The sequence below is a fragment of the Clostridium omnivorum genome, assembly GCF_026012015.1.
Lineage (GTDB): Bacteria > Bacillota > Clostridia > Clostridiales > Clostridiaceae > Clostridium_AX > Clostridium_AX omnivorum.
Genome location: NZ_BRXR01000001.1, coordinates 1 through 25,417, shown reverse-complemented (window position 1 = coordinate 25,417; position 25,417 = coordinate 1). Strand labels below are relative to the sequence as shown.

Sequence of the window (25,417 nt, the reverse complement as noted above, 5' to 3'; positions counted from 1 at the left end):
TGGAGAAATGAAAAGAGAAGACGATTTTGAAAAGAGAAGAGAGCACCTTAAAAATTTAAGTGATGAAGAGCTATATAATAGATTTTGGAATCTTACTGAAGAAATTGTAAGGCCGCTAGTTGACTTGGCATATAAACATACCTCACCATCTGTTGAACGTTCAGTACTTTTAAGGATGGGATTTTCAAGCATTGAGGCGGGAAACATAGTTAAAGAAGGACAGAAGTGGAATCTTCTTGGAAAAGGAATGGGAAATGTAGTATTAACTTATGCAGAGCTTAAGGGGATACCATATTTGAAAGCTGGAGAAGAATTAAGCGAAGGCAAGGGATGGGATACTGTACATGCAAAGATGAGAGGTGAAAGTAATGTTAGAGCAGAATAAAAAGTTAGATATAGAAGAAATACTAAATGATTTAGAGCACTATGCTCCTAAAAGAAGAGGATGGCATTGGAGAGAAGACTATAATGAAAAGGTTGGAGAATTTGAATATCAAGAGATAACGAAGCCGCTAAAAAAGAGTCAGCCACTGCCAGCAGCAAGAAGCTTTAACAAGATTGACCCTCAACCAAAACCTGTAATTACAACAGAAATAGCATCTGGAAGATTTGAAGATGATATTAGAAGAATGAGAATGGCTGCATGGCATGGAGCTGATCATATTATGGTTATAAGAACAGCTGGCCAAAGCCATTATGATGGGCTAATTGAAGGTACACCAGAAGGTGTAGGTGGAATTGCTGTAACTAGAAAGCAAGTAAGAGCCACAAGAAAAGCTATTGATCTTATTGAAGAAGAAGTTGGTAGAGAAATTAACTTCCACTCCTATGTTTCTGGTATTGCAGGTCCAGATATAGCAGTTATGTTTGCAGAGGAGGGAGTTAATGGAGCACACCAAGACCCTCAATATAATGTACTTTATAGAAACATAAATATGGTACGTTCCTTTGTAGATGCGGCTGTGGCTAAAAATATAATGGCATGGGCAGACATGCTTCAAATCGATGGTGCACACAATGCAAATGCTACAGCAATGAAGGGGTATAAGGTTATGCCTGAGCTTATGGTTCAGCATGCAATAAATAGTAAGTTTTCTGAAATAGTTGGAATGAAGAAAGAGAATATAGCTCTTTCGACAGTTCCTCCAACTTCAGCTCCAGCACCTTGTATGAGAATAGATCTTCCTTATGCAGTAGCTTTAAGAGAGATATTTAAGGGTTATAGAATGAGAGCTCAAATGAATACTAAATACATTGAGTCTTGTACTAGAGAAGCAACAGTAGGTCATACCCTTAATCTAATGATTTCCAAGCTTACTTCAGCAGATATTCAAAGTACAATAACTCCTGATGAAGGCAGAAACGTTCCATGGCATTATAACAACATGCATGCCATTAATACTGCTAAGCAAGCATTAATAGGCATGGATGGATTAATGGATATGATAGAGCTTAAAAAAGAAGGGTATCTTCCTGAAAAGTCAAGAGAATTAAAAGAAAGAGCTGTTTTATTCTTAGAGGAAATAATTGAACATGGTGGATACTTTAAAGCTGTAAATGATGGATTCTTCGTTGATTCTGGAGAATACCCAGAGAGAAATGGTGATGGTATAGCTAGAAAGATTGAAGGTGGAATAGCTGCTGACAGTGTTTATGAAAGAGAAGAAGACTATTTTGCCCCAGTATGCGCTCATTTTGGCTATAATAACGTGCCTAGCAAGTATGAAAATGCTTGTGATGCTATCGATGGCTGCACCTTATGTAAACACGAAAAGATAAAATATATTGATGAACTTGATGAAAACGATAATGTATATAATAGACTTGAAAGTGTAAAAGAGGATGGCACCATAGTTCCAGAAGTTGAATGGAAAAAGGATGGATATGTATCTGTTACATTATTCATTCCAGAAGGAGAACTTGTAAGTGAAGCTGCTGCAATAGAAATAGGTAAAAACATGAATCTTAGAGACGTAGAAGTAATTCATAAACAGGTTATGCAGGAAGCTGAGGGAACTTTAGTAGAGATTAAAGGAAGGGTTAATTTTGCAATTGATAAGGCTACGCTAAAAATTCCTGAACCTAAACATGTAATGGATGATGATACAATAAGAGAATTTATAAAGAATCATCCAGTAAAGGTAGTAGCAGCAACAGTAGGAGAAGATGAGCATTCTGTTGGTCTTAGAGAAACAATTGATATTAAGCACGGTGGAATTGAAAAGTATGGAATAGAGTGCGAATATCTTGGAACTTCCTGTCCAGTTGAAAAGCTTGTAGATGCAGCTATAGAAACTAAAGCCCAAGTAGTATTAGCAAGTACGATAATAACTCATAATGATATTCATATTAAGAATATGAAGAAACTTAATGATGTATGTGTAGAAAAAGGAGTTAGGGATAAGTTAATACTAATTTGTGGTGGAACTCAGGTAACAAATGAAATAGCTACAGCTAATGGAATGGATGCAGGATTTGGAAGGGGAAGCCATGGTAATCATGTTGCTACCTTTATCGTAGAGGAATTAAAAAGAAGAGAGAAATAAAATGCTAGCTATTCAATAATTAACAGTGCAGAGCTTCTATAATCACTTATAGAAGCTCTTTATATAAAGGGTAGAGGAAGGTGAGGATATGCAAGTAGATTATATTATTACTGAGGTAGGAAGTACAACCACTGTTGCCACAGCTTTTATCATAAAATCAAATGAAGTTAAAATTGTTGCTCAAGGAAAGAGTTATACTACAGTTATGGATGGTGATGTAACAATTGGACTTAGAAAAAGCATTGAGGATATAGAAAATCAAATTGGAGAGAAGCTAACTTATAAAAAAATGCTTTCCACAAGCAGTGCAGCAGGAGGGCTTAAGATAACCGTCCATGGACTGGTGGAAGATATGACAGTGAAGGCAGCAAGGGAAGCAGCATTAGGAGCAGGCGGAAATATTAAGCTAGTTACAGCTGGAAAACTAAGAAGAAGCGACATTAAAAAAATAAGAGAAATAAATCCCAATCTAATAATGATTGCTGGAGGCACTGACTTTGGCGAAAGGGATACAGCACTATATAATGCCGAAGTTTTAAGTAAAGAAAACCTTAATAAGCCTTTTGTATACTGTGGTAATAAAGCCAATATAGATGATATGGAGGAAATATTTCGAGGTCAAGAACTTTATATAGTTGATAATGTATATCCGAGAATTGATGAACTGAATGTAGAACCTGCCAGATATGTTATTCAGCAGGCTTTTGAAAACAATATTATTAAAGCACCTGGGATGAACAAAATAAAGGAAATGGTAAATGGAACTATAATGCCCACACCTGGAGCAGTAATGGAAAGTACAAAGTTGCTATATGAACTTATTGGAGATGTGGTAGTTCTCGACGTTGGTGGAGCTACTACAGATGTTCATTCAGTAACCGAAGGAAGTTCAGAGGTTTTAGACATACTTGTAAGCCCTGAACCTAAAGCTAAGAGAACTGTAGAGGGTGATTTAGGGGTTTATGTTAACAGCGAAAATATCATAAATCTTTTAGATACAAGGGATTTAAAAGGTTTAGATAAAGAATATATAAAAAGTAATATAAGGGCCATACCAGAAACCGAGGAAGAAATAAATTGCAGTCTTATACTTACTAAAAAGGCTGTTGAGGTGGCTGTAAATAGACATGTAGGTTATTTAAAGAGAATATACGGAGATTCAAAGAAGGTTATAGCCTATGGTAAGGATTTATCCAAAGTAAAATATATAGTAGGCACTGGAGGTGCACTGACAAGGCTGCCAGAGGGCAGAGATATATTGGGAAGTATTCGCTATACTAAAGAAGATTTAACTATGCTGCCTAGGGGAAAGGCTCGAATTCTTTTGGACAACATGTATATAATGGCTAGCGCTGGTGTGTTAAGCAAAGAGGATAAGGAAGCGGCAGTTATGCTTTTAAAACAGAGTTTAGGAATTTAGTATATTCTATTAGGGGATTTAAATAAAGGGGAGCTTTGAAATGAAAAGAGAATATCCATGTGTTGAAGTAAATTTAGGAAAAATTACTCATAATACTAGAGAAATTGTAAAGCTATGCAGTACAAAAGGTATACATGTGGTAGGTGTAACCAAAGTGTTTTGTGCAAAAAAGCCTGTAGTAAAGGCTATGTTAAATGGTGGGCTTGAAATTGTAGGAGATTCAAGAATTGAAAATCTCAAAAGACTTGAGGAATTTAAATGCAGAAAACTGCTGCTTAGAATTCCAATGGAAAGCCATGCAGCAGAGGTAGTAAAATACTCTGATATAAGCCTTAATTCTGAGATTGAGACAATAAAAAGATTGTCCAAAGCTGCAAAGAGAGCGAGCAAAATTCATAATGTTATATTAATGATAGATATGGGGGATTTAAGAGAAGGTGTATTAGAGAGAGATGTAATTGATTTAGTTAAGGAAATAATATCTCTTGAAAATATTAAATTAGCAGGTATAGGAACAAATCTTACTTGCTATGGTGGGGTTATACCTGATGGGAATAATCTTGGAAAACTTGTTATGATAAAAAAAGAAATAAAAGATAAAATAGGGTATGAAATTCCAATTGTATCAGGAGGAAATTCCAGCAGTCTTTATGCTGTAATGAATGGAACTATACCTGATGGCATTAATCAGCTTAGAATTGGTGAAGCAATAGTTCTTGGCAGGGAAACTTCTTTTGGAAAGGATGTACCTGGATGCTATAAGGATAGTTTTACCTTAAAGGGCGAAATAATTGAAATTAAGGAAAAACCATCTGTACCTATTGGAACCATTGGTATGGATGCATTTGGTCAAACGCCTCACTTTGAGGATAGAGGTATAATTAAAAGAGCTATTGTAGCTTTAGGTAGGCAGGACATTGTATCTGAGGGATTAACACCACTAGATAAGCAAGTAAATATACTTGGAGCTAGCAGCGATCATTTGCTGCTAGATATTACTAACAGCTGTAATCTTTATAAAGTTGGCGATATAGTAGATTTTAATATGGACTATGGATGCTTACTTAGAGCTATGACTTCGCCTTATGTTAAAAAATATTATGTGGATTAAATAAGAAGAAACCTAGGTAAATCAACGGTTTAAACACAAAATATCTTCTAAAATACTTAATTGCTTTACATGACTTCTAATAAAAAAACAGGAAGTTATGTAAAGCATTTTTTTAAATGGATTTAAATATTTACAATGATGATTTAAAACAGGATTTTAATTCTTTTAATGCATTAGAAATTATAACACCTTCAAATGAAAAAATAACAATCAAGGGAAGTAAAAATAGAAGAACAAATTGGTTTATTATTATGTAAAGGGGTAGTACACTTTTTACAGTATAACATATATTGTATTGAGGACATATCTTCAAAAATATATTGATTGGAGATGTTATACATGAGTAAAAGAAGAAGTTGCTGTTGTTCTTCATCAAGATCAAGATGTTGTTGCAACAATAATTCTTTAGGGTTTGGATGCGGTTTTGGTGGAGGATGGTTTGTTTGGATTATAATTATAGCTATACTTTTATGTAACAATAATAGAAGAAGAACGTCGTGTTGTTAGAAAACTAGCCTAGGTTTAAATACCTAGGCTTTTATTTAATATTATTCTGTATTTGCAAGGGTATCTGAAGGGATATCCGTTTTATTTTAGATAAGATTCAAGAAGGGTTATAACATTTAATTTAATAATAGGTAAAAATTTAAATGTTAGTAAGATATGTCGTGATGAGCTGAACTTTTTGTTACGAAATGCGTTGAAATATTATGACGAAAATGTTGATCTTTTGATGGAAAGAGTATAATGTCTTAAGGGTGATTAACAAATGAGTATAAAAAGAATAAAAATGAATTGGAAAAAGATTGTGGCAGTATTTAGTTGCATGAATTTAGTTACAGAAATTTTCGTTGGTGTTCATGGAGTTAAAATGTAAAGGCAGAAACAGCTCCAGAAATAGAAACAGCTAATTTGAATAATACAGCTGAAAACGGTGTAAAAGTTGGAAATCAATTATTACATCCAGAAAAAGGGTGACAAAGATATGATGATAATGATTCAAGATTGATTTATACAAATCTTCCCATTTGTTATGATTCTTCATATTCATATGGCCATTGCCATTGGATAGCCAATACAAGTAATTCATCTTGTAAGTTTTCTTTTAAAGGATCAAAATTAAGGATAATCACTTATGGTGGTTATAAAGGTGTAAAAAATGTAACCATAGATGGTGTATCTGAAAACTACACCTAGAATCTTAATGGAGGATTTAAATGTTTGGTTTATGAGAAAATTGGTTTATTATATGTGGTACATACAGTAACTATATCTTGTAATGATATTTCAGATTTCTCTATAGACAATATAGATATTGATTCCACATGACCCATCTGCGATTTTAACAACAGGAATTTTCTTAAATAAATCATCTTTAACATTACCAGTTGGACAAACTGATACTTTAATTGCAATATCCATTTTAAGTATCAATATTATTTAAAGGAATTTACCTTAATATGTAGAATATGGTTATATTGAGGTGATTTTTTATGCTTTGGGTTAAGAAAAAGAATAATAACGATGAAAATTTATATAAAGAGTGCTTAAGTTTATTTAGTGAAACAAAGTTAAATACAACTGAAAAATATGACCATGATAATATTGTTAAACTCATTGATGAAATTAGAAAATTTTATAAAGATAAACTAGATAGAAAAGAAATATCTATTCAAGCTGAAAGAATTAGACTTGAAGCTTCAATTGGTAAATATAGCACTAATTATTCAAAGAATGTTACAAGTTTATTCATAGGAATGCTTTCAGCATTATGTGTATTATTTATTGATAAAATAGGAGTATTTAATGATACAAAGATTCAAAATATATCTAGTTATCTATCTGGGCAAGTGATAATATTAATTAAGTTATTAAGTTTTTTGTTAATTATCTTATATTTAATGAAACTTACTGGTGATAGGTATACGAAAATAGAAAAGAAGTTATCAATAATAAATAATATAAAATTGCAGGTATTGGAGGATATTGAAAAAGAAATAGAAATCAAGAATAAGAAAGAAATTATAAATAATGAAGTAGCGGCAACAGTACAGAAAGAACAACCTAAAGAACTAATAAGACCTATTTCTCAGCAAAATAATGGTAATTGGAATGTTGAAATTAATGTCCCTTCCATTGTTGATACTTTTGCAAGTATATATAAAGTAGGGAAATTTGTGACGAAGAAGTTTAGGAAGAAGAAATAATATATCTTAATCTGTGTCGAAAAGTTTTAATGAAATAATCACAACCAGTTCGATGTTGCTGACATATAAAGTATCAGCAATTTTAATGTACATCTATAATGGCCAGTTGCTTAATGATAAGGTTTACTCAGAAAATAAATTAGTTACTGTAATTAATTCATAGAATATATGAAAATTACAATACAATTATAAACTAAAGTTAATTAGAATAATAATTAGAGCTAAATTATTGGTTAATTTTTAATAGTAAATATATTTTTTAGTGTAGGATGGGTGAAAGGATTATAAGAAGGAGAGATGTACATAAATTGAGTAAATCAAGAATTTATCAAGAGCTAGAATTAAAAGATATTGAACTCATTATGAAAAAGAGTTTTGAAAATGATACCTTAGTGGATAGTTATGATTTTTTAAAAGGCGGATTATTTAACACAACTTATGTAATAAAAACTTTAAATCCTACAAAAAAGCTAGTACTTAGAGTTGCTCCTATTAGAGAGGAACTACTTTTAAATTACGAAAAAAGTATGATGAAGTCTGAGCCAGTTATATATAGACTATTAGAGAGTAATGGGATTCCTACTCCAAAAGTTTTAAAGTGTGATATTACACATGAGATAATAAATAGAGATTATATCGTTATGGAATATATTGAAGGCATATCATTGAGTCATCCTTCTTTTCCAAGAGAGGCTAGAAATAAGATAAAAGAAGAGTTAGGAGCATATACTGCCAAAATACATAATATAAAATCCAACACCTTTGGATGGATTACTCCAGAAGGTAATATAAGGGGTTCAAATAAATGGGCTGATATTATAAGTGAATTGGCGCAAGAAATCTCAGAAAAGACAGCAAGAAATAATGTTTTTGATCATAGTGATATTAAAGTTTTCGATAGTTTTTTTAGCAAGCATATAGAACTTTTTGATATTAGTGTTAAGCCTAGTTTAGTTCATAATGATTTATGGGATCCAAATATTATAGTAAATAAAGTTGATGGAAGTTGGAAGATTGTAGCTATTATTGATGCAGATCGTGCTATGTTTGCTGATAGTGAATATGAGTATGTTCTTTGGTCCAATGATGCAATATTTATAAATGGATATGGAAAAGAATTGGATATGACTTTTGAAGGAAAATTGCGAAGGAGAGCATATTCTATGATATTAAGTTTTATGGTTTCTTATGTACATAAGGTTCAATCTAATAATAAAAATGACTATGGAATTACAAAAAGGTGGGCATTAGACGAAGTTAATTTAATAAAAGAATTTATTTAATAATAAAATACTATGTGATTTTTAAATCATTGAGCAAAATAGTATGAAGAGGACATACAGTCCTCTTATTTTTATGCATTGGGAGAATTATTTACGATAATATGTTGAACTTTACTGCATATCTTATCAAATTTTTTTGTCAGTGAGGAGCTTAAATTGCAATCGAATTTTATTTCATCAACTTCTATACCTATTATATAGCCTGGAGGCACATTCCCATTTTTCTTTAGTACATTTATGAGGCTTAGTTCGTGTTGTGAGTAAGTGTCACTAAGGTAAGGAATAGATTTTTCAAGAGGTATCAGTGTAAGCGAACCAGGTATGATACCATAATAGGTTGCATCGATAATAAATAAAAAATCATCTTTTTTGATGTTGTCAAAGCAGTAATCCACATCAGTTTCTCCCATTATAACCTCTATGTTATTTTTTCTTAGAATTGATTTTAAGTTTTCTGCAACCTTTATAGCTATGCCTTCATCACTCATAATAGGATTCCCAATAGCTATTACTTTAGTTTTCATAATTTGCCAACCCCCCATCAAAAATAATTTGTTACTTTTGTATTTTTACTGGTTTTAGCTTATAATTACATATAGTAATTATATGAAGCAGGGACTATAAAGTTAACTTGTCTATGCAAAATTATTTAAATTTATGAATAATTATAAATCCATATGTATATTTTTGTGATTTAAATTTTTATTGAGGATGAAACAACAGGAGGTAGTAATATGTTTGACTGTCATATGCATGCTAATTTTTCTACAGATAGCAGGATGAGAGTAGAAGAAATTTTAGCAAAATCAGAAGAATTAAATATAGGGTGTATTATAACTGAACATATAGATTTTAATTTTCCAAGACCAGGTGAATTTATTTTTGATATAGATGATTATTTTAAAACTTATAATAGATATAGAGGGGATAAATTTCTTTTAGGTGTTGAACTTGGAATGAAAGATGATTGTATTTCAGATAACAAAGAAGTAGCTGAAAGGTATCCTTTTGATTATATAATTGGTTCAATTCACATGATTAATAATACTGATTTATATTATGAGAAACTATATAATGGACGTACTAAAAATCAAGTATATACAGAATATTTTCAATGCATGCTCAAGAATATAAAAAATCATACTTTTATAGACAGTCTAGGTCACATAGACTATATTGCTAGATATGCAAGATATGAAGATAAAGAGCTTTATTATAATGAATATAGTGATTTGATAGATGAAGTGCTTAAAATGGTAATCAATAGCGGCATCGTTTTGGAACTTAATACTAAAAGACTTGCTGACAAAGGTTCAGTAGATAACCTTATTGAAATTTACAAAAGATATAGAGAACTTGGGGGATTAAACGTTACAATTGGTTCCGATGCTCATAACATGAATGATATAGGTAAAAACCTTAATGTAGCTCTAAAGCTTGCGGAAGTATGTGAACTTAAGCCAGTATATTTTAGAAATAGAAAAGCAGAATATATGTAAATATATATAAAATAGGCTGCAGGGTATATAACAAGTAAGTATATATAATCTGCAGCCTTAGTTCTATTATTTATTGATAATCCACATTTGATCGCCACCATATTCTATTCCCGCACAGCTGCCATTATCTATAAGTACTGGGCGGTTAGTTTTTTTGTCTATTAGTTCTACTACAATATTGGCAAGCAAATTTTCTTCAACTAAAGGAATCATTTTATCATCTCTAGGACCGTTACAGAGTATAAAATCCCTTTTATTCGTATATGTTTCAATTTTAAGCTTATATTCATTGTTTTCAACCTGAATTAATACATCATTATTTTTTCTTGATATATTAAGTATGCTTCTATTTAAAGTAGTAAATTTTATGAAACTATCATTTACCCTAAAACCAATAAGAAAGCCTCTAAAGCTTCCGAAAAGAAATGGAATATGACCTATTGAGCAGCTGAGTGCAGCCCTAGTATTATTAAAATTATTGCATTGAACCCATATCCAAGAATGAGGGAAGGACTTTCCCCAATTTTTTTCGATATAACCTTTTCCACCATTAAAATCAATACATTGGCCATTGATATTCAAAGCTCCCGATAAATCCATATCAATTGCACATACTTGACTAAAGCACTGCATGAACTTTAGATAATTGTAATAGCCCATACTTCCGGGGTTAATCAAGGAATCAGGCCATTTTAATACATTTTTAAAAGTTATATTACCACTTATATTAAGATTTATGTCTTTGATATTTAACGACAATCCATTTAAGGAAAAGCTATTCTCTCCCACACTTGTTTCTAACTCATTTTTTGAACTTTTAAAATTTACAGTAGAGTATTTTAAATAGTTATAGGAAGCAGTAGAAGCGGTTAGAATTTGAATAAAGCTGTGGGATTGTGACGTATTTTTGCCTAAAAATATTCCTGGAATAAATGCATAAACGTTTTTTTTAGAAGAATCTACTAGTTTAAAATACCAGCCCTCAAAAAAGTTTATTCTTTTATTATTTCCATGGTAAGAATCAGGATTTATTAATGCTTTCATTTTATAGTATTCACCTTTCACAAATTCTTTATTTTCAGTGCAGCCTTTGGGAATCTCACGCTAGTAGTGAATAAAAAGACCTTATAAAGTTTCTAAAAGTATTATATAATGGACATTAAGCAAAGTTTAAAATTAAATGCTATAATAGTTTTAACTAAGTCGACCTGATTTATAGCATGAAAAATACATTTTAATAAGCCAAGTTTAATTAAGTAGAGTGTAAAAGGTCAAAAAGAAGGTGATTAAATGGATTTATTTACTATGGCTATGAATAAAAGTTCTGGTAATAAGCCTCTTGCTGAAAGGATGAGACCAAGAAATTTAGATGAATTTTATGGTCAAAAACATATAGTTGGTAAGGGAAAACTCCTTAGAAGACTGATTGAAAATGATAGCTTAACATCAATAATTCTCTATGGACCTCCTGGAGTTGGAAAGACAACTTTAGCATCTATAATATCAAAAGAAACGAAGTGTGAATTTGTAAAATTAAATGCAACTTCTATTGGTGTAAAAGAGATTAGAGAATATATAGAAAAAGCAGAAGATAATTTAAAATTTTATGGTAAGAAATCTATATTCTTTATAGATGAAATACATGCTTTGAAAAAAGGTGCTCAACAGGATTCTCTGCTAGATGCCATGGAAAAAGGTATTATAATACTAATAGGTGCAACCACAGAAAATCCATACTTTGATTTAAATGGTGCAATTTTAAGCAGAGCAAAAGTATTTCAAATGGAACCTTTAACAGAAAATGATATAGTTCTCATACTTGAGAATATATTAAAGGATAGTGAAAGAGGTTATGGTGGATTAAAAATTAATATAGAAAAAGCAGCACTTCAATGTATAGCTGAATTATGCGGTGGCGATGCTAGAACTGCAATAAATGCTCTAGAACTAGCAGTACTTTCAACCCATAAGAATAGTGAGGGTATTATTATTATAGAAAAAGAAAGGGTATTGGAAGCTCTTCAAAAGCCAGCTGTAAATTATGATGCAACAGGGGATAATCATTACGATATTATTTCTGCTTTTATTAAAAGTATACGAGGTTCAAACGCTGATGCAGCTTTATACTGGTTTGGAAGAATGGTTGCTGGTGGTGAAGATCCTAAATTTATAGTTAGAAGGCTTATTGTTCATGCTTCAGAGGATATTGGAATGGCAGACCCTAACGCAATGCTTATTGCTCAGGCAGCAAGTAATGCCCTTATGATGGTGGGTATGCCAGAAGCTTCAATACCAATTGCCCAAGCTATAATTTATCTTGCAAAAGCTCCAAAATCCAATTCAGTTTGTACTGCAGTATTTAAAGCAATTGAGGATGCAAAGTATAATCAATACAGAGTACCTCCACATTTAAGAGACACCCACTATAAAGGAGCACAGGCCTTAGGAAATGTTGGATACAAATACCCACATGACTACCCAGGACACTTTGTAGAGCAAGAATATTTTCCTAAAGAAATGGGAAAGAAGACTTATTATAATGAAGATTAAAAAAAATTAGTATGAGCTGGTTTTGCTATTTACATAAATATTGGTTTTGAAATTGTTGACAATAATACTCTGATTTGATATTATAAATTTGAAAACATAGTAAAACACTCAACATTGAAAGGGTGATTATATGAAGCTATCTACCAAAGGAAGATATGGAATTAAAGCAATGGTGGATTTGGCTATTCACTATGGTATGGATCCTGTGTCTATAAAATGTATTTCAGAAAGGCAGAACATATCAGAATACTATTTAGAACAGCTATTTTCTCCATTAAGAAGAGCAAATCTTATAAAAAGTGTTAGAGGTGCTCAAGGAGGATATGTATTAAATAGAAAGCCTGAAGAAATAACTATATATGAATTAATGGAAGTATTGGAAGGCCCCGTAGAAATTTCTACATGCATTGATGACAAGAGCTGTAACAACGTTGATTGTTGTGCAACAAGACTTTTATGGGCAAAAATAAAAGAAAGCATTGATAGTGTTACAAAATCCACAACCCTAAAGGATATAGTGGATGATTATTATAACATGAAAATTACCAATAGCGAAGGAGAGAAAAAGCATGAATAAACCAATATACATGGATTATGCTGCTACCACTTACGTTAAGCCAGAGGTTCTTGATGAGATGATTCCTTATTTTACAGAGCATTTTGGAAATCCATCCTCAATTTACTCATTATCAAGAGAAACAAAAAAGGCAATAGATAAGGCAAGGGATAGAGTAGCAAAAGCTATAAATGCAGATAGTAACGAAATATACTTTACTGGCGGTGGATCTGAAGCAGATAACTGGGCATTAAAGGGAATAGCATTTGCACACAAGAATAAAGGAAATCATATTATTACTACAACAATAGAACATCATGCCATACTTCATGCTTGTGAATATCTTGAAAAAAATGGATTTGAAATTACATATTTACCAGTAGACGAGTATGGATTTATAAAAATAGAGGATTTAGAAAAAGCAATATCTGATAAAACTATTTTAGTTTCAATTATGTTTGCTAATAATGAAATAGGAACAATCCAGCCTATAAACGAAATAGGAAAACTATGTAGAGAAAAAAAGGTTTTATTTCACACAGATGCAGTGCAAGCAGTTGGAAATGTAAATATTGATGTAAAAGAAATGAACATTGACTTGTTATCTATGGCTGCTCACAAGATTTATGGACCTAAAGGTACAGGTGCTCTTTATATTAAAAAGGGTGTAAAAATAGATAATCTTGTACATGGTGGCGGTCAGGAAAGATCTAAAAGAGCTGGTACTGAAAATGTAGCTGGAATAGTTGGACTTGGAAAAGCAATAGAGCTTGCTTCGGAAAATATGGAAGCTCATTCAAAGAAGCTTACAGAGCTAAGAGATAGACTCATAGAAGGGCTTTTAAAAATTCCTTATTCAAGATTAAATGGACCCGTAGGTGAAAAAAGATTACCAGGTAATGCAAATATCTGCTTTAGATTTATAGAAGGAGAAGCTATATTATTGTTATTGGATCATATGGGAATATGTGCTTCAAGTGGTAGTGCTTGCACATCTGGTTCGTTAGATCCCTCACATGTACTTTTAGCTATAGGACTTCCTCATGAAATAGCTCATGGTTCTTTAAGGCTTAGTATGGGAGACGGAACAACTGTGGAAGATGTAGATTATGTTATTGAAACAGTTGAAAAAGTAGTTTCTAGACTTAGAGATATGTCACCTCTATGGGATGACTTTATTAAGAAAGGGGATAAATAACATGCAATATAGCGAAAAGGTTATGGATCATTTCATGAATCCTAGAAATGTAGGAGAAATAGAAGATGCAAATGGCATTGGTGAAGTAGGTAATGCTAAATGCGGAGATATAATGAAAATATACTTAAAAGTTGAAGATAATATAATTAAAGATGCAAAGTTTAAAACTTTTGGTTGTGGTTCTGCCATAGCTTCCTCAAGTATGGCTACAGAGCTTATTATTGGCAAGTCTCTTGAAGAAGCTTGGGAATTAACAAACAAGGCTGTTGCAGAAGCGTTAGATGGTCTTCCACCAGTTAAAATGCACTGTTCAGTTTTAGCTGAAGAAGCAATCCATAAAGCAATTAATGAATACAGAATATCTCAAGGTTTAGAACCATGGGATTATGAAGAACACGATGATATACATGATCAAGTACACGGAGAATAATATTTTATGAAATATAACCCTAAAAGGGTTATATTTTTTTATGTTTTGGAAAAGATAATCTTAATTGTTACTAAATATATAAATAATGAGATGAATAGTATGTATAGAAGCAAGGATTTTATCTTAATGGATGTAGTTGATATAAAAGGAAAGAAAATAGGATTTGTCAAGGATATAATCATCAATTTTAATAGTGCAGAAGTTGAAGGGTTTATTGTTTCATCATATAAGTTTTTTAAAAACACTGTAAATGTTTATGTTGAGGATATCATTTCCTACAGTAATATCATGGTAGTAAAAAAAACTTGTGAAAACAAAGTACTTAAATTTTCTGACATAAAAAACATTGACATTATTGATAGAGATGCTGCTGTACTCGGAATGTTAGAGGATATATTATTTGATAAAGCAAGCTTTGAAATAAAGGCAATAATAGTATCTACAGGGCTTCTACAAAATTTAATTTCTGGAAAAAAGGTTTTTCTCATGAAGGAATTATTACTTGGAGAAGAAGGTATACTTAAAATTAATCCTGTATCAAATATGGAATTCTCTAGCGTACCACATAGATTATTGATGGAAGTTGATTGCAATGAAAAAGAAAATCATTAAGTATATAATATTGATAGCTATATTTTTCACATGTGGTATTGTGATTTATAAAAGTACTATAGTTAAGGAAGTACTATATCTTATTTTTATGTCTTTTATTATAGCGTATACAATTAAACCCCTACAAAAGCTATTAATTAAAAGGGGAATTAACCAGAGAATTGCTGCGGCTTTGCTTCTCATAGTCTTTGTGTTATGCGCTGTTTTAATTTTGATAGTTATAATTCCATCTATTTTTAGAGAGAGCTTAAATGTAAATAATTCATTTATAAAACTTGAGCATTATTTTAATGAGTTTTACAATAAGTTAAAACCTTTGAAAAATAATAAAACTCTATTTGTGATTCTAGAAAATATATATGAAAAAGTAAATGTACAATTTGTTTCTATGCTAAATAAGTTTCTGGATAATGCTTTTTCTATAGGGGAGAATCTTATATCTCTCGCAGTAATTCCTATTGTGGTTTACTACTTTCTTGCAGATAGTGATATTATATTTAATAGACTAATTGTAGTTTTTCCATGTAAGAGCAGGAGTATAATAAAAAAAATACTATGCCATATAGATAAGATTATGGGAAGATATATTATAAGCCAATTTTTACTTTGTCTTTTAATTGGAATACTTACATTTTTTATATTGATTTTTTTAAAAGTTGATTTTCCGATAATATTATCCATATTAAATGCTGCTTTTAATATAATTCCTTATTTTGGACCGCTTTTTGGAGCACTTCCGGCAGTTTTTATGGCACTTCTAATTTCTCCAAAAACTGCAATTTACGCTTCAATATGTTTATATTTTATTCAGCAGATAGAAGGTGACATAATATCACCAAAAATTACAGGAGATAGCGTAAGTATGCACCCCCTATTAGTTATTATTATACTTATTATTGGAGGCAAGATAGGTGGATTTATTGGAATGGTATTAGCGGTTCCTATAGGAGTAATTATTAAAATAATATACGAGGATTTAAACTACTATTTATTTTAAACTTGGTCATTTACAATATTATCTATCGCATGGGTATACAACCAATATTGACATAAATAGTTTTTTAATTTATAATCTTTATAAATCAATATGCGGCAATGATGAGAAGGAGTATAGTTATTGATTCATTTAGAGAGGAAGTGGCTGGTGGAAACTTCTTGATAGATAATTAGAAGCTGTCTCGGAGTCAGGCAAATTAAGTGATACAGAAATTAATTTTTTTAATACTGTATAATTAGGGTGGTACCGCGGAATAAACTTTCGTCCCTTTTAGGGATTTGAAGGTTTTTTTTATTGTTTATTTTAAAAATGAATATATTAATATTTCAGGAGGTAATTTAATATGAAAAAGATGGGTTTAAACGAAATAAGAGAAGCCTATTTAGAATTTTTCGAAAGTAAAGATCATTTAAGAATGCCTAGTTTTTCTTTGGTTCCAAAGAATGACAAGAGCTTACTTCTTATAAATGCAGGTATGGCACCTTTAAAGCCATATTTTACAGGACTTCAAACTCCACCTAGCAAAAGGGTAACTACCTGTCAAAAGTGTATTAGAACAGGGGACATTGAGAATGTTGGAAAAACATCAAGACACGGTACTTTCTTTGAAATGCTCGGTAACTTTTCATTTGGAGATTATTTTAAGAATGAAATTATTCCATGGGCTTGGGAATTTGTTACTGTGGTATTAGGCATTCCTAAGGATAAACTATATGCAACAATTTATTTGGAAGATGATGAAGCTTACGATATATGGACTAGTAAAACAGACATAGATCCATCAAGAATATTTAGACTTGGAAAGGATGATAATTTCTGGGAAATAGGTCAGGGACCTTGTGGGCCATGCTCAGAGATTCACTATGATAGGGGAACTGGAAAGGTTACTACTGTTGAAGAATTTATTAAAGCTGCTGATGAAGACAGAATAGTAGAGTTTTGGAATTTGGTATTTACTCAGTTTGATAAGGACGAAAATGGAGTATATAATAGATTGGCAAATCCAAATATTGATACTGGTATGGGACTTGAAAGAATTTCAACAATAATGCAGGGTGTTGATAACATTTTTGAAGTTGACGCTATCAAAAACATACTACTTAAGGTTTGTGAAATTTCAGGTGCAAAATATAATGAGAATAGCAAAACTGATGTATCAATTAGAATAATTACTGATCATGCTAGAAGCGTTACCTTTATGATTAGTGATGGGGTACTTCCTTCTAATGAAGGTAGAGGATACGTATTAAGAAGACTTTTAAGAAGGGCTGCTAGACATGGAAAACTTCTTGGTATTGAAGGAACCTTCCTAACAAAATTGTGTGAGGTTGTTATAGATAATTTTGGAGGAGCTTATCCAGAACTAAAGGAAAAAGAGGAATATTTAAAGAAGGTTATTCAATTAGAAGAAGAAAGATTTGCAGAAACTATAGATGGGGGAATGCAAATATTAAGGGATTACACTGATGAGCTTGAAAATGAAGGAATAAAAGTGCTTTCTGGGGATAAGGCCTTTAAGTTATATGATACTTATGGTTTTCCATATGAATTAACTGAAGAAATACTTGAAGAGAAGGGAATAAGTGTTGATTTAGAAGGTTTTAACAGAGAGATGCAGTCACAAAGGGAAAGAGCTAGAGCTGCAAGAGAAGATTCAAATTACATGGGAAGCGATGATGGTATATTGAATAAGATACCTGCAGATGTAAATACTACTTTTGTAGGTTATGGTGAAACCAAGTGTGATTCTAAAATTCTTCTATTGATTAAAGATAATGAGTTTGTATCAAACTTAGAAGCTGGTTCTTCAGGTATAATTGTTTCTGAGCAAACAACTTTCTATGCTGAAATGGGAGGCCAAGTTGGAGACAAAGGATTAATATACAACTCTAATTTTAAAGCTCAGGTTTTAGATTGTAAGAAAAGCATAGCAGGAAAAGTACTTCATTTCGTAAATGTTCTCGAAGGAACTGTGGGCGTTGATACACAAGCTACTTTTGAAGTGGATAAAGCTAGAAGGAACAACATACGCAAAAACCATACTGCTACTCATATGCTTCAATCTGCTTTAAAGCTAGTACTTGGAAGTCATGTTCATCAATCTGGTTCTTATGTTGATGAAGATAAGTTAAGATTTGACTTCACTCATTTTAGTGCTCTATCTGAGGAAGAGATAACTAGAGTTGAAAATATAGTTAACGAAAATATAATGACAGTATACAGCGTTGATACTGATGTAATGTCAATCGATGAAGCAAAGCAAAGTGGCGCAGTTGCTCTATTTGATGAAAAGTATGGCGATAGCGTAAGAGTAGTATCTGTAGGAGAATTCAGTAAGGAACTATGTGGAGGAACTCACGTATTTAATTCAGGAGAAATAGGTTTGTTTAAAATAACTTCTGAAGCTGGAGTAGCAGCAGGAATAAGAAGAATAGAAGCAGTTACTGGATTTAATGCAATAAGATTTGTTGAATATAAGGGTAACCTTCTAAAGGAAGTTGCTGAAACTCTTAAATGCACAGAAAAAAATATTATTAATAAACTTCATTCTCAGTCATCTGAGCTAAAGGAAAAAGACAAGGAAATTGCTGAGTTAAAATCAAAATTAACAGGCTCCATTGAAGAGGATATACTTAGTACTGCAAAAGAAGTTAATGGAATCAAGTTAGTTGCAGCAGCACTAGAAGAAATCGATGGAGATTCCTTAAGGAATCTTGCTGATAAACTGAGAGATAAGATTTCAGATGGGTTAGTTGTACTTGGGAGCAGCAGCAATGATAAGGTGCAGTTTGTAGCAATGGCGTCAAAAAATGCAGTTTCAAAAGGAATACACTGTGGTAAGATCATAAAGGAGATTGCAACTATTGCTGGCGGTGGTGGTGGAGGAAGACCAGACATGGCTCAAGCAGGAGGAAAAAACCCAGAAAAGCTACAAGATGCTATTAATCAAGTGAATATTATAGTTAAAGACTTGGTTAAATAGTATACTTTTTAGTAAAAATAACTTATAATATATGTATAAATAAACCTTTTATCCGTAAATGGATGATAAAAAAGGGGTGAAAGAGCAATGGGGAATAATGATAATACAATGCAATTTGATTTAGCTAAAGATAAAAAGGATTTGACTAAGGAAATTTTGACTGAGGTCTATAATTCCCTTATGAAAAAAGGATATAATCCAGTAAATCAACTTGTAGGGTATTTAATTTCGGGAGACCCTACTTATATTACCAATTATAATGGTGCAAGAGCTTTGGTAAGAAAGCTAGAAAGAGATGAGATACTTGAGGAAGTTTTGAAATCCTATCTAGGTATAAAATAAAAGTGCCCTTATGGGCATTTTTATTTTAACTTTATGCATAATATGAGGAGAGAAGTATGCGAATATTGGGATTGGATGTAGGTGAAAAGACTATAGGAGTTGCAGTTTGTGATCCTTTAGGATTTACTGCACAAGGAATAACTACAATAAAAAGGGTAGGAAAAAACAAAGATTTAGAGGAAATAAATAAAATATGTAAGGAGTACTCTGTTGAATCAATAGTTGTTGGGCTGCCTAAAAATATGAATGGTACAATTGGACCATCAGGAGAGAAGATATTAAAATTTTGCGAATTAATAAAGGAATATACTAATCTTGAAATAAGAATGTGGGATGAGAGACTTACTACGGTGGCTGCTCATAGAGCAATGCTTGAGGCAGATTTGTCTAGAGCAAAAAGAAAAAAGATAGTAGATAAGATTGCCGCTACATACATATTACAAGGTTATTTAGATAGTTTAAGTAATAAAAAATTATAAATAAAAAAAGGAGAGAAAAGAATGGAAAACGATGTAAGCACAATAATTTTAACAGACGAGAACGGTGAAGAAATCGAATTTGAGGTTATCACTAAGCTTGATATTGAAGATAGGGAATATGTTATTGTAGTTCCAATGGATGAGGAAGATGTTGATGCTATTGCACTTAGAATTGATCAAGATGAGAATGGCAACGATGTTTTAGCAACAGTAGACGACGATGAAGAGTTCGAAATGGTAGCAGAAGCTTATGAAACCTTGTTTTCAGACAATGAATTAAACTAATAAGGAATTATCATATTTTCTATTTACTAACGATTATCAATTGACAAAATGCTGCTATAGTATTATTATAGTGCATATATCTGTTTATAGTAAGAATGCTATAATTTAGCAAATTGTGAAGCGGGGTATTATAATGTCAAATTTATCTCCTAGCGAAATAGAAAAATTGAAAAATGATTTAAAACAAAAGGGTTATAAGCTTACTCCTCAAAGGAGAGCTATAGTAGATATAATAATTAAAAACGAAGGTAATCACTTAACTACTGAAGAGATATATGATCTTGTAAAAGTAGAATGCCCAGAAATCGGTCTTGCAACTGTTTATAGAACAGTGCAGCTTCTCGAAGAAATGAGAGTTATATGCAAGTTAGATCTTAGTGATGGATGCAATAGATATGAATTGGTAAGACAGGATGAAAACCATCAACACCATCATTTGATTTGCAATAGTTGTGGAAGGGTTATCGAAGTTCAAGGTGACCTGCTTGAAACTTTAGAGCACGATATTGAAACAAAATATGATTTTGAAATAAAAAATCATAGTGTAAAGTTTTTTGGAATTTGCAATGAATGTAAAAGCAGTTCGTAGTAAGTGATGTCTTCTTTTTTAAAAGGAGGGTTGCTATGAAAAGGGAAAAAGATAAAATTAAAATTATTCCTCTTGGAGGATTGAACGAAATTGGAAAGAATTTATCCGCAATAGAATATAAAAACGACATTGTCGTTATAGATTGTGGATTAAAGTTTCCAGATGAAGAAATGTTTGGAATAGATATAGTTATTCCGGATGTAAGCTATCTTGTAAAAAACAAAGATAGAGTTAAAGGTATATTTTTAACGCATGGACACGAGGACCATATTGGTGCACTTCCATATGTATTAAAACAACTAAATGTGCCTGTTTATGGCACAAAACTAACACTTGGAATCGTTGAAACAAAACTTAAGGAACATGGATTATTAAGTACTACTGAACTTATAGTAATGAAGGCAAAGGATATAACTAAACTTGATAATATGTCAGTTGAGTTCATAAAAACTAGTCATAGTATTGCTGATGCAGTAGCAATTGCAATTCATACACCAGTTGGAATTGTTCTTCATACTGGGGATTTCAAGATTGATTATACTCCAATAGATGGAGTAGTAGCTGATTTTGGAAGGTTTGCAGAGCTAGGTAAAAAAGGTGTTGTTGTAATGATGGCTGACAGTACAAATGTAGAAAGACCAGGATACACTATGTCTGAAAGTACTGTTGGAGAAACTTTTGAAAAGCTTTTTACTAAAGCAAAGGGGAGAATTATTGTTGCAACTTTTGCTTCTAATATCCATAGAATACAGCAAGTTATAAGGGCTGCTAGCAAATATGGAAAGAAAATTGCTGTTTCAGGAAGAAGTATGGAAAATATAGTAGCTGTTGCAGCAGAGCTTGGGTATTTGGATATTGAAAAAGATATAATGATAAATATTGACAGCATTAACAGATATGCTGAGGATCAAATTGTAATTATAACAACAGGAAGTCAAGGAGAGCCAATGGCAGCATTATCAAGAATGGCTGCTTCTGAACACAAAAAGGTAAATATAGTTCCAGGAGATACAGTTATTATTTCTGCTACGCCTATACCAGGGAATGAAAAATTGGTATCAAGAGTTATAAACCAGCTATTTAAAAAAGGCGCTGAGGTTATATTTGAAGACGTTCATGTATCGGGACACGCTTGTCAGGAAGAATTAAAGTTAATGCATACTCTTGTAAAGCCAAAATTCTTTTTACCTGTACACGGGGAATACAGACACTTAAAGCAGCATTATGAGCTTGCTAGAAAGCTAGGTATGCCAGCTGATAATATAGTAATTGCTGATAATGGAGATGTAATTGAAATAACTAGAGACTCCATTAAAAAGAGTGGAACAGTTGTATCTGGACAGGTATTTGTAGATGGATTAGGTGTTGGTGATGTTGGTAATATAGTTCTAAGAGATAGAAAACATTTGTCTCAAGACGGAATACTTACAGTAGTTGTTACTATTGAAAAAGAAACTGGAAGTGTTATTGCAGGACCAGATATAATTTCAAGAGGCTTTGTTTATGTAAGAGAATCAGAAGATCTTATGGACGAAGCTAGAATTATTGTTAGAGATGCTCTAAGACAATGTGAAGAAAAACATATTACAGAATGGGCTACTATTAAAACAAATATAAAGGATTCATTAAGAATGTTCCTTTATGAAAAAACTAAGAGAAAGCCAATGATATTGCCGATAATAATGGAAATATAAAATAATAATATAGAATAATCTAAATTTATAATTAATTCTACTTAAGTTGACTTTTCACTGACAAAATATTAGAATAAGAATGTTAAATGTAAAATTGGATACTTTTAATAGTGTCCAATTTTTGCGTGTAGAAAATTTGTTCAATAAACACCTTGTTTTTAATAAGTTTAATTATGAGGTCGCATTAACATATATTTCAAACAATAATGAAACATGATGGAGGAATACACATGGAATTATTTACTAGGAACGATATTAGAAACATTGCTATAATAGCGCACGTTGACCACGGTAAGACTACTTTGGTTGATGCACTTTTAAGACAAAGCAATATATTCAGAGCAAACGAGAAAGTACAGGAAAGAGTTATGGACTCAAATGACCTTGAAAGAGAAAGAGGAATAACTATACTTTCTAAGAACACAGCTGTAATGCACAATGGAGTTAAGATAAATATAGTTGATACCCCTGGACACGCTGATTTTGGTGGAGAGGTAGAAAGAGTACTTAAAATGGTTGACAGTGTTCTTCTAGTAGTTGATGCTTTTGAAGGACCAATGCCTCAAACTAAGTTTGTTCTTAAAAAGGCATTAGAGTTAAACCTTAGACCAATAGTAGTTATAAATAAAATAGATAGACCGGATGCTAGACCTGTTGAAGTAATAGATGAAGTATTTGACCTATTTATTGAGCTTGGTGCTAACGATGAGCAGCTTGACTTTCCAATAGCATACTGTTCTGCTAGAGACGGATTTGCTAAGAAAGATCCCGATGATGAAAGCACAGATATGAATCCTCTATTTGATCTTATCATTAAAAATGTAAAGGCTCCAGAAGGATACAAGGATATGCCATTACAAATGCTAGTTACTACTCTTGATTCAAATGAATATGTAGGTAAAATAGCAATAGGAAAAGTTCAAAGAGGTATAATTAAGAAGAATCAACAAGTGTCTGTTGTTAGATTAGACGGTTCAATTACAAATGCAAAAATATCAAATCTTTATGTTTATGATGGACTTGGAAAAGTTGATACTGATGAAGCAATGCTTGGTGACATAGTTTGTATATCAGGAATTCCAGATATCAATATTGGTGAAACTATTGCTGATACAAGCTGTCCAGAAGCACTTCCTTTTGTTGACATTGATGAGCCAACTCTAAGCATGAACTTTATGGTTAATAATTCTCCATTTGCAGGTAGAGAAGGAGATTTTGTAACTTCAAGACACATAAGAGACAGACTTAACAAAGAACTTGAAACAAACGTAAGCTTAAGAGTTGAAGAAACTGATTCAGCTGATTGCTTTAAAGTAAGTGGAAGAGGTGAATTGCACCTTTCTATACTTATTGAAACAATGAGAAGAGAAGGCTATGAAATGCAAGTTTCTAAGCCAATGGTAATATATAAAGAAGAAAACGGAAAAGTACTTGAGCCAATTGAGTATTTAACTATTGACGTTCCAGAAGAATTCATGGGAGTAGTTATGGAAAAGCTTGGACCTAGAAAAGCTGAAATGGTTAATATGACTTCAGCTATAAATGGTTATACAAGATTAGAGTTCAAGATACCATCAAGGGGTCTTATAGGATTTAGAAATGAATTTATGACTGATACTAAGGGTAACGGTATAATGAATCACGTCCTAGACGACTATGAAGAGTTCAGAGGTGAAATACCTGGAAGAAGTAGAGGTTCATTAGTAGCATTTGAAACTGGAGATGCAATTACTTATGGACTGTTTAATGCTCAAGAAAGAGGAACACTATTTGTAGGACCTGGAACTGAAGTATATGAAGGAATGATAGTTGGAGAATGCTCAAGATACGATGATATCGAAGTTAATGTATGCAAAAGAAAACATCTTTCTAATACAAGATCTTCAGGATCTGATGATGCATTAAAGTTAACTCCGATAACTCAAATGTCACTTGAACAATGCCTTGAGTTCATAGCTTCAGATGAGCTTGTTGAAGTTACGCCTAAGTCTATCAGAATGAGAAAGAGAATTTTAAATACAGAACTTAGAAAAAAAGCTAGTAGAAAGCTATAGATTAAATATTGTTAAGGGGTAACGGGGTATGAAAAGAAGAATTTCAATTCTTATTTTATCTTTGTTTTTAATTTCAGCTGCAATGGGTAGTATATATTTGTGGGTAAAAGGTGTTGAAAAACACCCTTTTACTACAAAAAGTGAAAGAATAGAGTTTAAGGTAAAAAGTGGTGATACCCTTAATGGGGTAATTGCATCATTAGAAGAGCAGAAGTTATTAAAGAATCAGTACATTGTAAAATGGTATATTAAGAGGCTTAATCTAAATACAAAAATAAAGCCTGGAAGCTATGACTTATCAAATAAAATAACTATATCTGAATTTGTTAAGGATTTAAATAGCGGAAAGTATAATGAAAATGCTATTAAGGTAACTATACCTGAAGGATATGATGAAGTGCATATTGCAGCTTTGCTTGAAGAAAAAGGCATCATATCAAAAGAAGTATTTATAGAGGCTTGCAAAGAATACTCCGTTCCGGATTACGTAAAGAAAGATAGTAAGAGAAACTACACTTTGGAAGGGTACTTATTTCCGGATACCTATGAAATAATTAAAGGCACTCAAGGAAAAGATATTAT

General features: G+C 32.0%; 24 protein-coding genes and 1 other annotated feature. Of the genes, 22 read left to right on the top strand and 2 right to left on the bottom strand.

Annotated elements, in window-relative coordinates; all coding sequences use genetic code 11:
* The first annotated feature begins 7 nt into the window (after nt 1–7).
* The 7 genes from bsdE14_RS00120 to bsdE14_RS00090 all read left to right on the top strand — a co-directional run bounded on the left by bsdE14_RS00120 (nt 8) and on the right by bsdE14_RS00090 (nt 8,567).
* A complete protein-coding gene (locus bsdE14_RS00120) occupies nt 8–385 on the top strand; it encodes an ornithine aminomutase subunit alpha (RefSeq protein ID WP_264847877.1) in 378 nt (125 codons plus the stop codon).
* Nucleotides 369–2,546, top strand: coding sequence for a D-ornithine 4,5-aminomutase subunit OraE (gene oraE, locus bsdE14_RS00115; RefSeq protein WP_264847876.1), 2,178 nt, complete (start codon nt 369–371; stop codon nt 2,544–2,546). The genes bsdE14_RS00120 and oraE overlap by 17 nt, the downstream gene beginning before the upstream one ends.
* 88 nt (nt 2,547–2,634) lie before the next feature.
* Entirely contained in the window at nt 2,635–3,966 is a 1,332-nt protein-coding gene (locus bsdE14_RS00110) for a GlmL-related ornithine degradation protein (RefSeq protein WP_264847875.1), read from the top strand.
* A gap of 40 nt (nt 3,967–4,006) precedes the next feature.
* Nucleotides 4,007–5,077 (top strand): ornithine racemase Orr, encoded by a 1,071-nt coding sequence (gene orr, locus bsdE14_RS00105; protein ID WP_264847874.1) that lies wholly within the window; start codon nt 4,007–4,009, stop codon nt 5,075–5,077.
* Between the two features lie 116 nt (nt 5,078–5,193).
* Nucleotides 5,194–5,334 carry a hypothetical protein gene (locus bsdE14_RS00100; RefSeq protein WP_264847873.1) on the top strand — a complete coding sequence of 47 codons (141 nt, stop codon included), beginning with the start codon at nt 5,194–5,196 and terminating at the stop codon, nt 5,332–5,334.
* A 1,236-nt stretch (nt 5,335–6,570) separates the two neighbouring features.
* On the top strand, nt 6,571–7,284 hold the full coding sequence (locus bsdE14_RS00095; RefSeq protein WP_264847872.1) for a hypothetical protein: 714 nt from the start codon (nt 6,571–6,573) through the stop codon (nt 7,282–7,284).
* A 308-nt stretch (nt 7,285–7,592) separates the two neighbouring features.
* Nucleotides 7,593–8,567 carry a phosphotransferase family protein gene (locus bsdE14_RS00090; RefSeq protein WP_264847871.1) on the top strand — a complete coding sequence of 325 codons (975 nt, stop codon included), beginning with the start codon at nt 7,593–7,595 and terminating at the stop codon, nt 8,565–8,567.
* Between the two features lie 71 nt (nt 8,568–8,638).
* On the opposite strand, the gene bsdE14_RS00085 is transcribed toward bsdE14_RS00090, so the two are convergent.
* A complete protein-coding gene (locus tag bsdE14_RS00085; RefSeq protein WP_264847870.1) occupies nt 8,639–9,091 on the bottom strand; it encodes a hydrogenase maturation protease in 453 nt (150 codons plus the stop codon).
* Between the two features lie 210 nt (nt 9,092–9,301).
* Here bsdE14_RS00085 and bsdE14_RS00080 point away from each other — a divergent pair, with 210 nt between their 5' ends.
* Nucleotides 9,302–10,066 carry a histidinol phosphate phosphatase gene (locus bsdE14_RS00080; protein ID WP_264847869.1) on the top strand — a complete coding sequence of 255 codons (765 nt, stop codon included), beginning with the start codon at nt 9,302–9,304 and terminating at the stop codon, nt 10,064–10,066.
* Between the two features lie 66 nt (nt 10,067–10,132).
* On the opposite strand, the gene bsdE14_RS00075 is transcribed toward bsdE14_RS00080, so the two are convergent.
* A complete protein-coding gene (locus bsdE14_RS00075) occupies nt 10,133–11,110 on the bottom strand; it encodes a tocopherol cyclase family protein (RefSeq protein WP_264847868.1) in 978 nt (325 codons plus the stop codon).
* A 246-nt stretch (nt 11,111–11,356) separates the two neighbouring features.
* Between bsdE14_RS00075 and bsdE14_RS00070 the strand changes: the two genes are divergently transcribed.
* The 14 genes from bsdE14_RS00070 to bsdE14_RS00005 form a co-directional block, all read left to right on the top strand.
* Nucleotides 11,357–12,616, top strand: a complete 1,260-nt coding sequence (locus tag bsdE14_RS00070) for a replication-associated recombination protein A (RefSeq protein WP_264847867.1) — start codon at nt 11,357–11,359, stop codon at nt 12,614–12,616.
* Between the two features lie 130 nt (nt 12,617–12,746).
* Nucleotides 12,747–13,193, top strand: coding sequence for an RrF2 family transcriptional regulator (locus bsdE14_RS00065; protein ID WP_264847866.1), 447 nt, complete (start codon nt 12,747–12,749; stop codon nt 13,191–13,193).
* Nucleotides 13,186–14,370 carry a cysteine desulfurase NifS gene (nifS, locus tag bsdE14_RS00060; protein WP_264847865.1) on the top strand — a complete coding sequence of 395 codons (1,185 nt, stop codon included), beginning with the start codon at nt 13,186–13,188 and terminating at the stop codon, nt 14,368–14,370. The genes bsdE14_RS00065 and nifS overlap by 8 nt, the downstream gene beginning before the upstream one ends.
* A gap of 1 nt (nt 14,371) precedes the next feature.
* Entirely contained in the window at nt 14,372–14,800 is a 429-nt protein-coding gene (nifU, locus tag bsdE14_RS00055) for a Fe-S cluster assembly scaffold protein NifU (protein WP_264847864.1), read from the top strand.
* Between the two features lie 45 nt (nt 14,801–14,845).
* Nucleotides 14,846–15,412, top strand: a complete 567-nt coding sequence (locus tag bsdE14_RS00050; RefSeq protein ID WP_264847863.1) for a PRC-barrel domain-containing protein — start codon at nt 14,846–14,848, stop codon at nt 15,410–15,412.
* Nucleotides 15,393–16,409, top strand: a complete 1,017-nt coding sequence (locus bsdE14_RS00045) for an AI-2E family transporter (protein ID WP_264847862.1) — start codon at nt 15,393–15,395, stop codon at nt 16,407–16,409. Before bsdE14_RS00050 ends, bsdE14_RS00045 begins: the two co-directional genes overlap by 20 nt.
* An 89-nt stretch (nt 16,410–16,498) precedes the next feature.
* Nucleotides 16,499–16,681 (top strand) — a binding site (T-box leader).
* Between the two features lie 71 nt (nt 16,682–16,752).
* Nucleotides 16,753–19,392 (top strand): alanine--tRNA ligase, encoded by a 2,640-nt coding sequence (gene alaS / locus bsdE14_RS00040; protein WP_264847861.1) that lies wholly within the window; start codon nt 16,753–16,755, stop codon nt 19,390–19,392.
* An 87-nt stretch (nt 19,393–19,479) separates the two neighbouring features.
* Nucleotides 19,480–19,734, top strand: coding sequence for an IreB family regulatory phosphoprotein (locus bsdE14_RS00035; protein ID WP_264847860.1), 255 nt, complete (start codon nt 19,480–19,482; stop codon nt 19,732–19,734).
* Between the two features lie 56 nt (nt 19,735–19,790).
* Nucleotides 19,791–20,213: a Holliday junction resolvase RuvX gene (ruvX, locus tag bsdE14_RS00030; RefSeq protein WP_264847859.1), complete on the top strand. Its 423-nt coding sequence runs from the start codon at nt 19,791–19,793 to the stop codon at nt 20,211–20,213.
* Nucleotides 20,214–20,234: 21 nt separating this feature from the next.
* Nucleotides 20,235–20,498, top strand: coding sequence for a DUF1292 domain-containing protein (locus bsdE14_RS00025; protein WP_264847858.1), 264 nt, complete (start codon nt 20,235–20,237; stop codon nt 20,496–20,498).
* 133 nt (nt 20,499–20,631) lie between these two features.
* Nucleotides 20,632–21,087: a Fur family transcriptional regulator gene (locus tag bsdE14_RS00020; protein ID WP_264847857.1), complete on the top strand. Its 456-nt coding sequence runs from the start codon at nt 20,632–20,634 to the stop codon at nt 21,085–21,087.
* Nucleotides 21,088–21,122: 35 nt separating this feature from the next.
* Nucleotides 21,123–22,781, top strand: coding sequence for a ribonuclease J (locus bsdE14_RS00015; RefSeq protein WP_264847856.1), 1,659 nt, complete (start codon nt 21,123–21,125; stop codon nt 22,779–22,781).
* A 230-nt stretch (nt 22,782–23,011) separates the two neighbouring features.
* Nucleotides 23,012–24,835 carry a translational GTPase TypA gene (typA, locus tag bsdE14_RS00010; protein WP_264847855.1) on the top strand — a complete coding sequence of 608 codons (1,824 nt, stop codon included), beginning with the start codon at nt 23,012–23,014 and terminating at the stop codon, nt 24,833–24,835.
* Nucleotides 24,836–24,863: 28 nt separating this feature from the next.
* A partial coding sequence (locus bsdE14_RS00005) for an endolytic transglycosylase MltG (RefSeq protein WP_264847854.1) occupies nt 24,864–25,417 on the top strand: 554 nt, incomplete at its 3' end.

What these genes read in the sequence shown, in the direction of transcription:
- bsdE14_RS00085 (WP_264847870.1), bottom strand. Translation starts at nt 9,091, where the DNA reads ATGAAAACTAAAGTAATAGCTATTGGGAATCCTATTATGAGTGATGAA.
- bsdE14_RS00045 (WP_264847862.1), top strand. Translation starts at nt 15,393, where the DNA reads ATGAAAAAGAAAATCATTAAGTATATAATATTGATAGCTATATTTTTC.
- ruvX (WP_264847859.1), top strand. Translation starts at nt 19,791, where the DNA reads ATGCGAATATTGGGATTGGATGTAGGTGAAAAGACTATAGGAGTTGCA.
- bsdE14_RS00095 (WP_264847872.1), top strand. Translation starts at nt 6,571, where the DNA reads ATGCTTTGGGTTAAGAAAAAGAATAATAACGATGAAAATTTATATAAA.
- bsdE14_RS00020 (WP_264847857.1), top strand. Translation starts at nt 20,632, where the DNA reads ATGTCAAATTTATCTCCTAGCGAAATAGAAAAATTGAAAAATGATTTA.
- bsdE14_RS00035 (WP_264847860.1), top strand. Translation starts at nt 19,480, where the DNA reads ATGGGGAATAATGATAATACAATGCAATTTGATTTAGCTAAAGATAAA.
- oraE (WP_264847876.1), top strand. Translation starts at nt 369, where the DNA reads ATGTTAGAGCAGAATAAAAAGTTAGATATAGAAGAAATACTAAATGAT.
- nifS (WP_264847865.1), top strand. Translation starts at nt 13,186, where the DNA reads ATGAATAAACCAATATACATGGATTATGCTGCTACCACTTACGTTAAG.
- bsdE14_RS00065 (WP_264847866.1), top strand. Translation starts at nt 12,747, where the DNA reads ATGAAGCTATCTACCAAAGGAAGATATGGAATTAAAGCAATGGTGGAT.
- orr (WP_264847874.1), top strand. Translation starts at nt 4,007, where the DNA reads ATGAAAAGAGAATATCCATGTGTTGAAGTAAATTTAGGAAAAATTACT.
- bsdE14_RS00110 (WP_264847875.1), top strand. Translation starts at nt 2,635, where the DNA reads ATGCAAGTAGATTATATTATTACTGAGGTAGGAAGTACAACCACTGTT.
- bsdE14_RS00080 (WP_264847869.1), top strand. Translation starts at nt 9,302, where the DNA reads ATGTTTGACTGTCATATGCATGCTAATTTTTCTACAGATAGCAGGATG.
- bsdE14_RS00070 (WP_264847867.1), top strand. Translation starts at nt 11,357, where the DNA reads ATGGATTTATTTACTATGGCTATGAATAAAAGTTCTGGTAATAAGCCT.
- typA (WP_264847855.1), top strand. Translation starts at nt 23,012, where the DNA reads ATGGAATTATTTACTAGGAACGATATTAGAAACATTGCTATAATAGCG.
- bsdE14_RS00100 (WP_264847873.1), top strand. Translation starts at nt 5,194, where the DNA reads ATGGATTTAAATATTTACAATGATGATTTAAAACAGGATTTTAATTCT.
- bsdE14_RS00025 (WP_264847858.1), top strand. Translation starts at nt 20,235, where the DNA reads ATGGAAAACGATGTAAGCACAATAATTTTAACAGACGAGAACGGTGAA.
- bsdE14_RS00120 (WP_264847877.1), top strand. Translation starts at nt 8, where the DNA reads ATGAAAAGAGAAGACGATTTTGAAAAGAGAAGAGAGCACCTTAAAAAT.
- bsdE14_RS00015 (WP_264847856.1), top strand. Translation starts at nt 21,123, where the DNA reads ATGAAAAGGGAAAAAGATAAAATTAAAATTATTCCTCTTGGAGGATTG.
- nifU (WP_264847864.1), top strand. Translation starts at nt 14,372, where the DNA reads ATGCAATATAGCGAAAAGGTTATGGATCATTTCATGAATCCTAGAAAT.
- alaS (WP_264847861.1), top strand. Translation starts at nt 16,753, where the DNA reads ATGAAAAAGATGGGTTTAAACGAAATAAGAGAAGCCTATTTAGAATTT.
- bsdE14_RS00075 (WP_264847868.1), bottom strand. Translation starts at nt 11,110, where the DNA reads ATGAAAGCATTAATAAATCCTGATTCTTACCATGGAAATAATAAAAGA.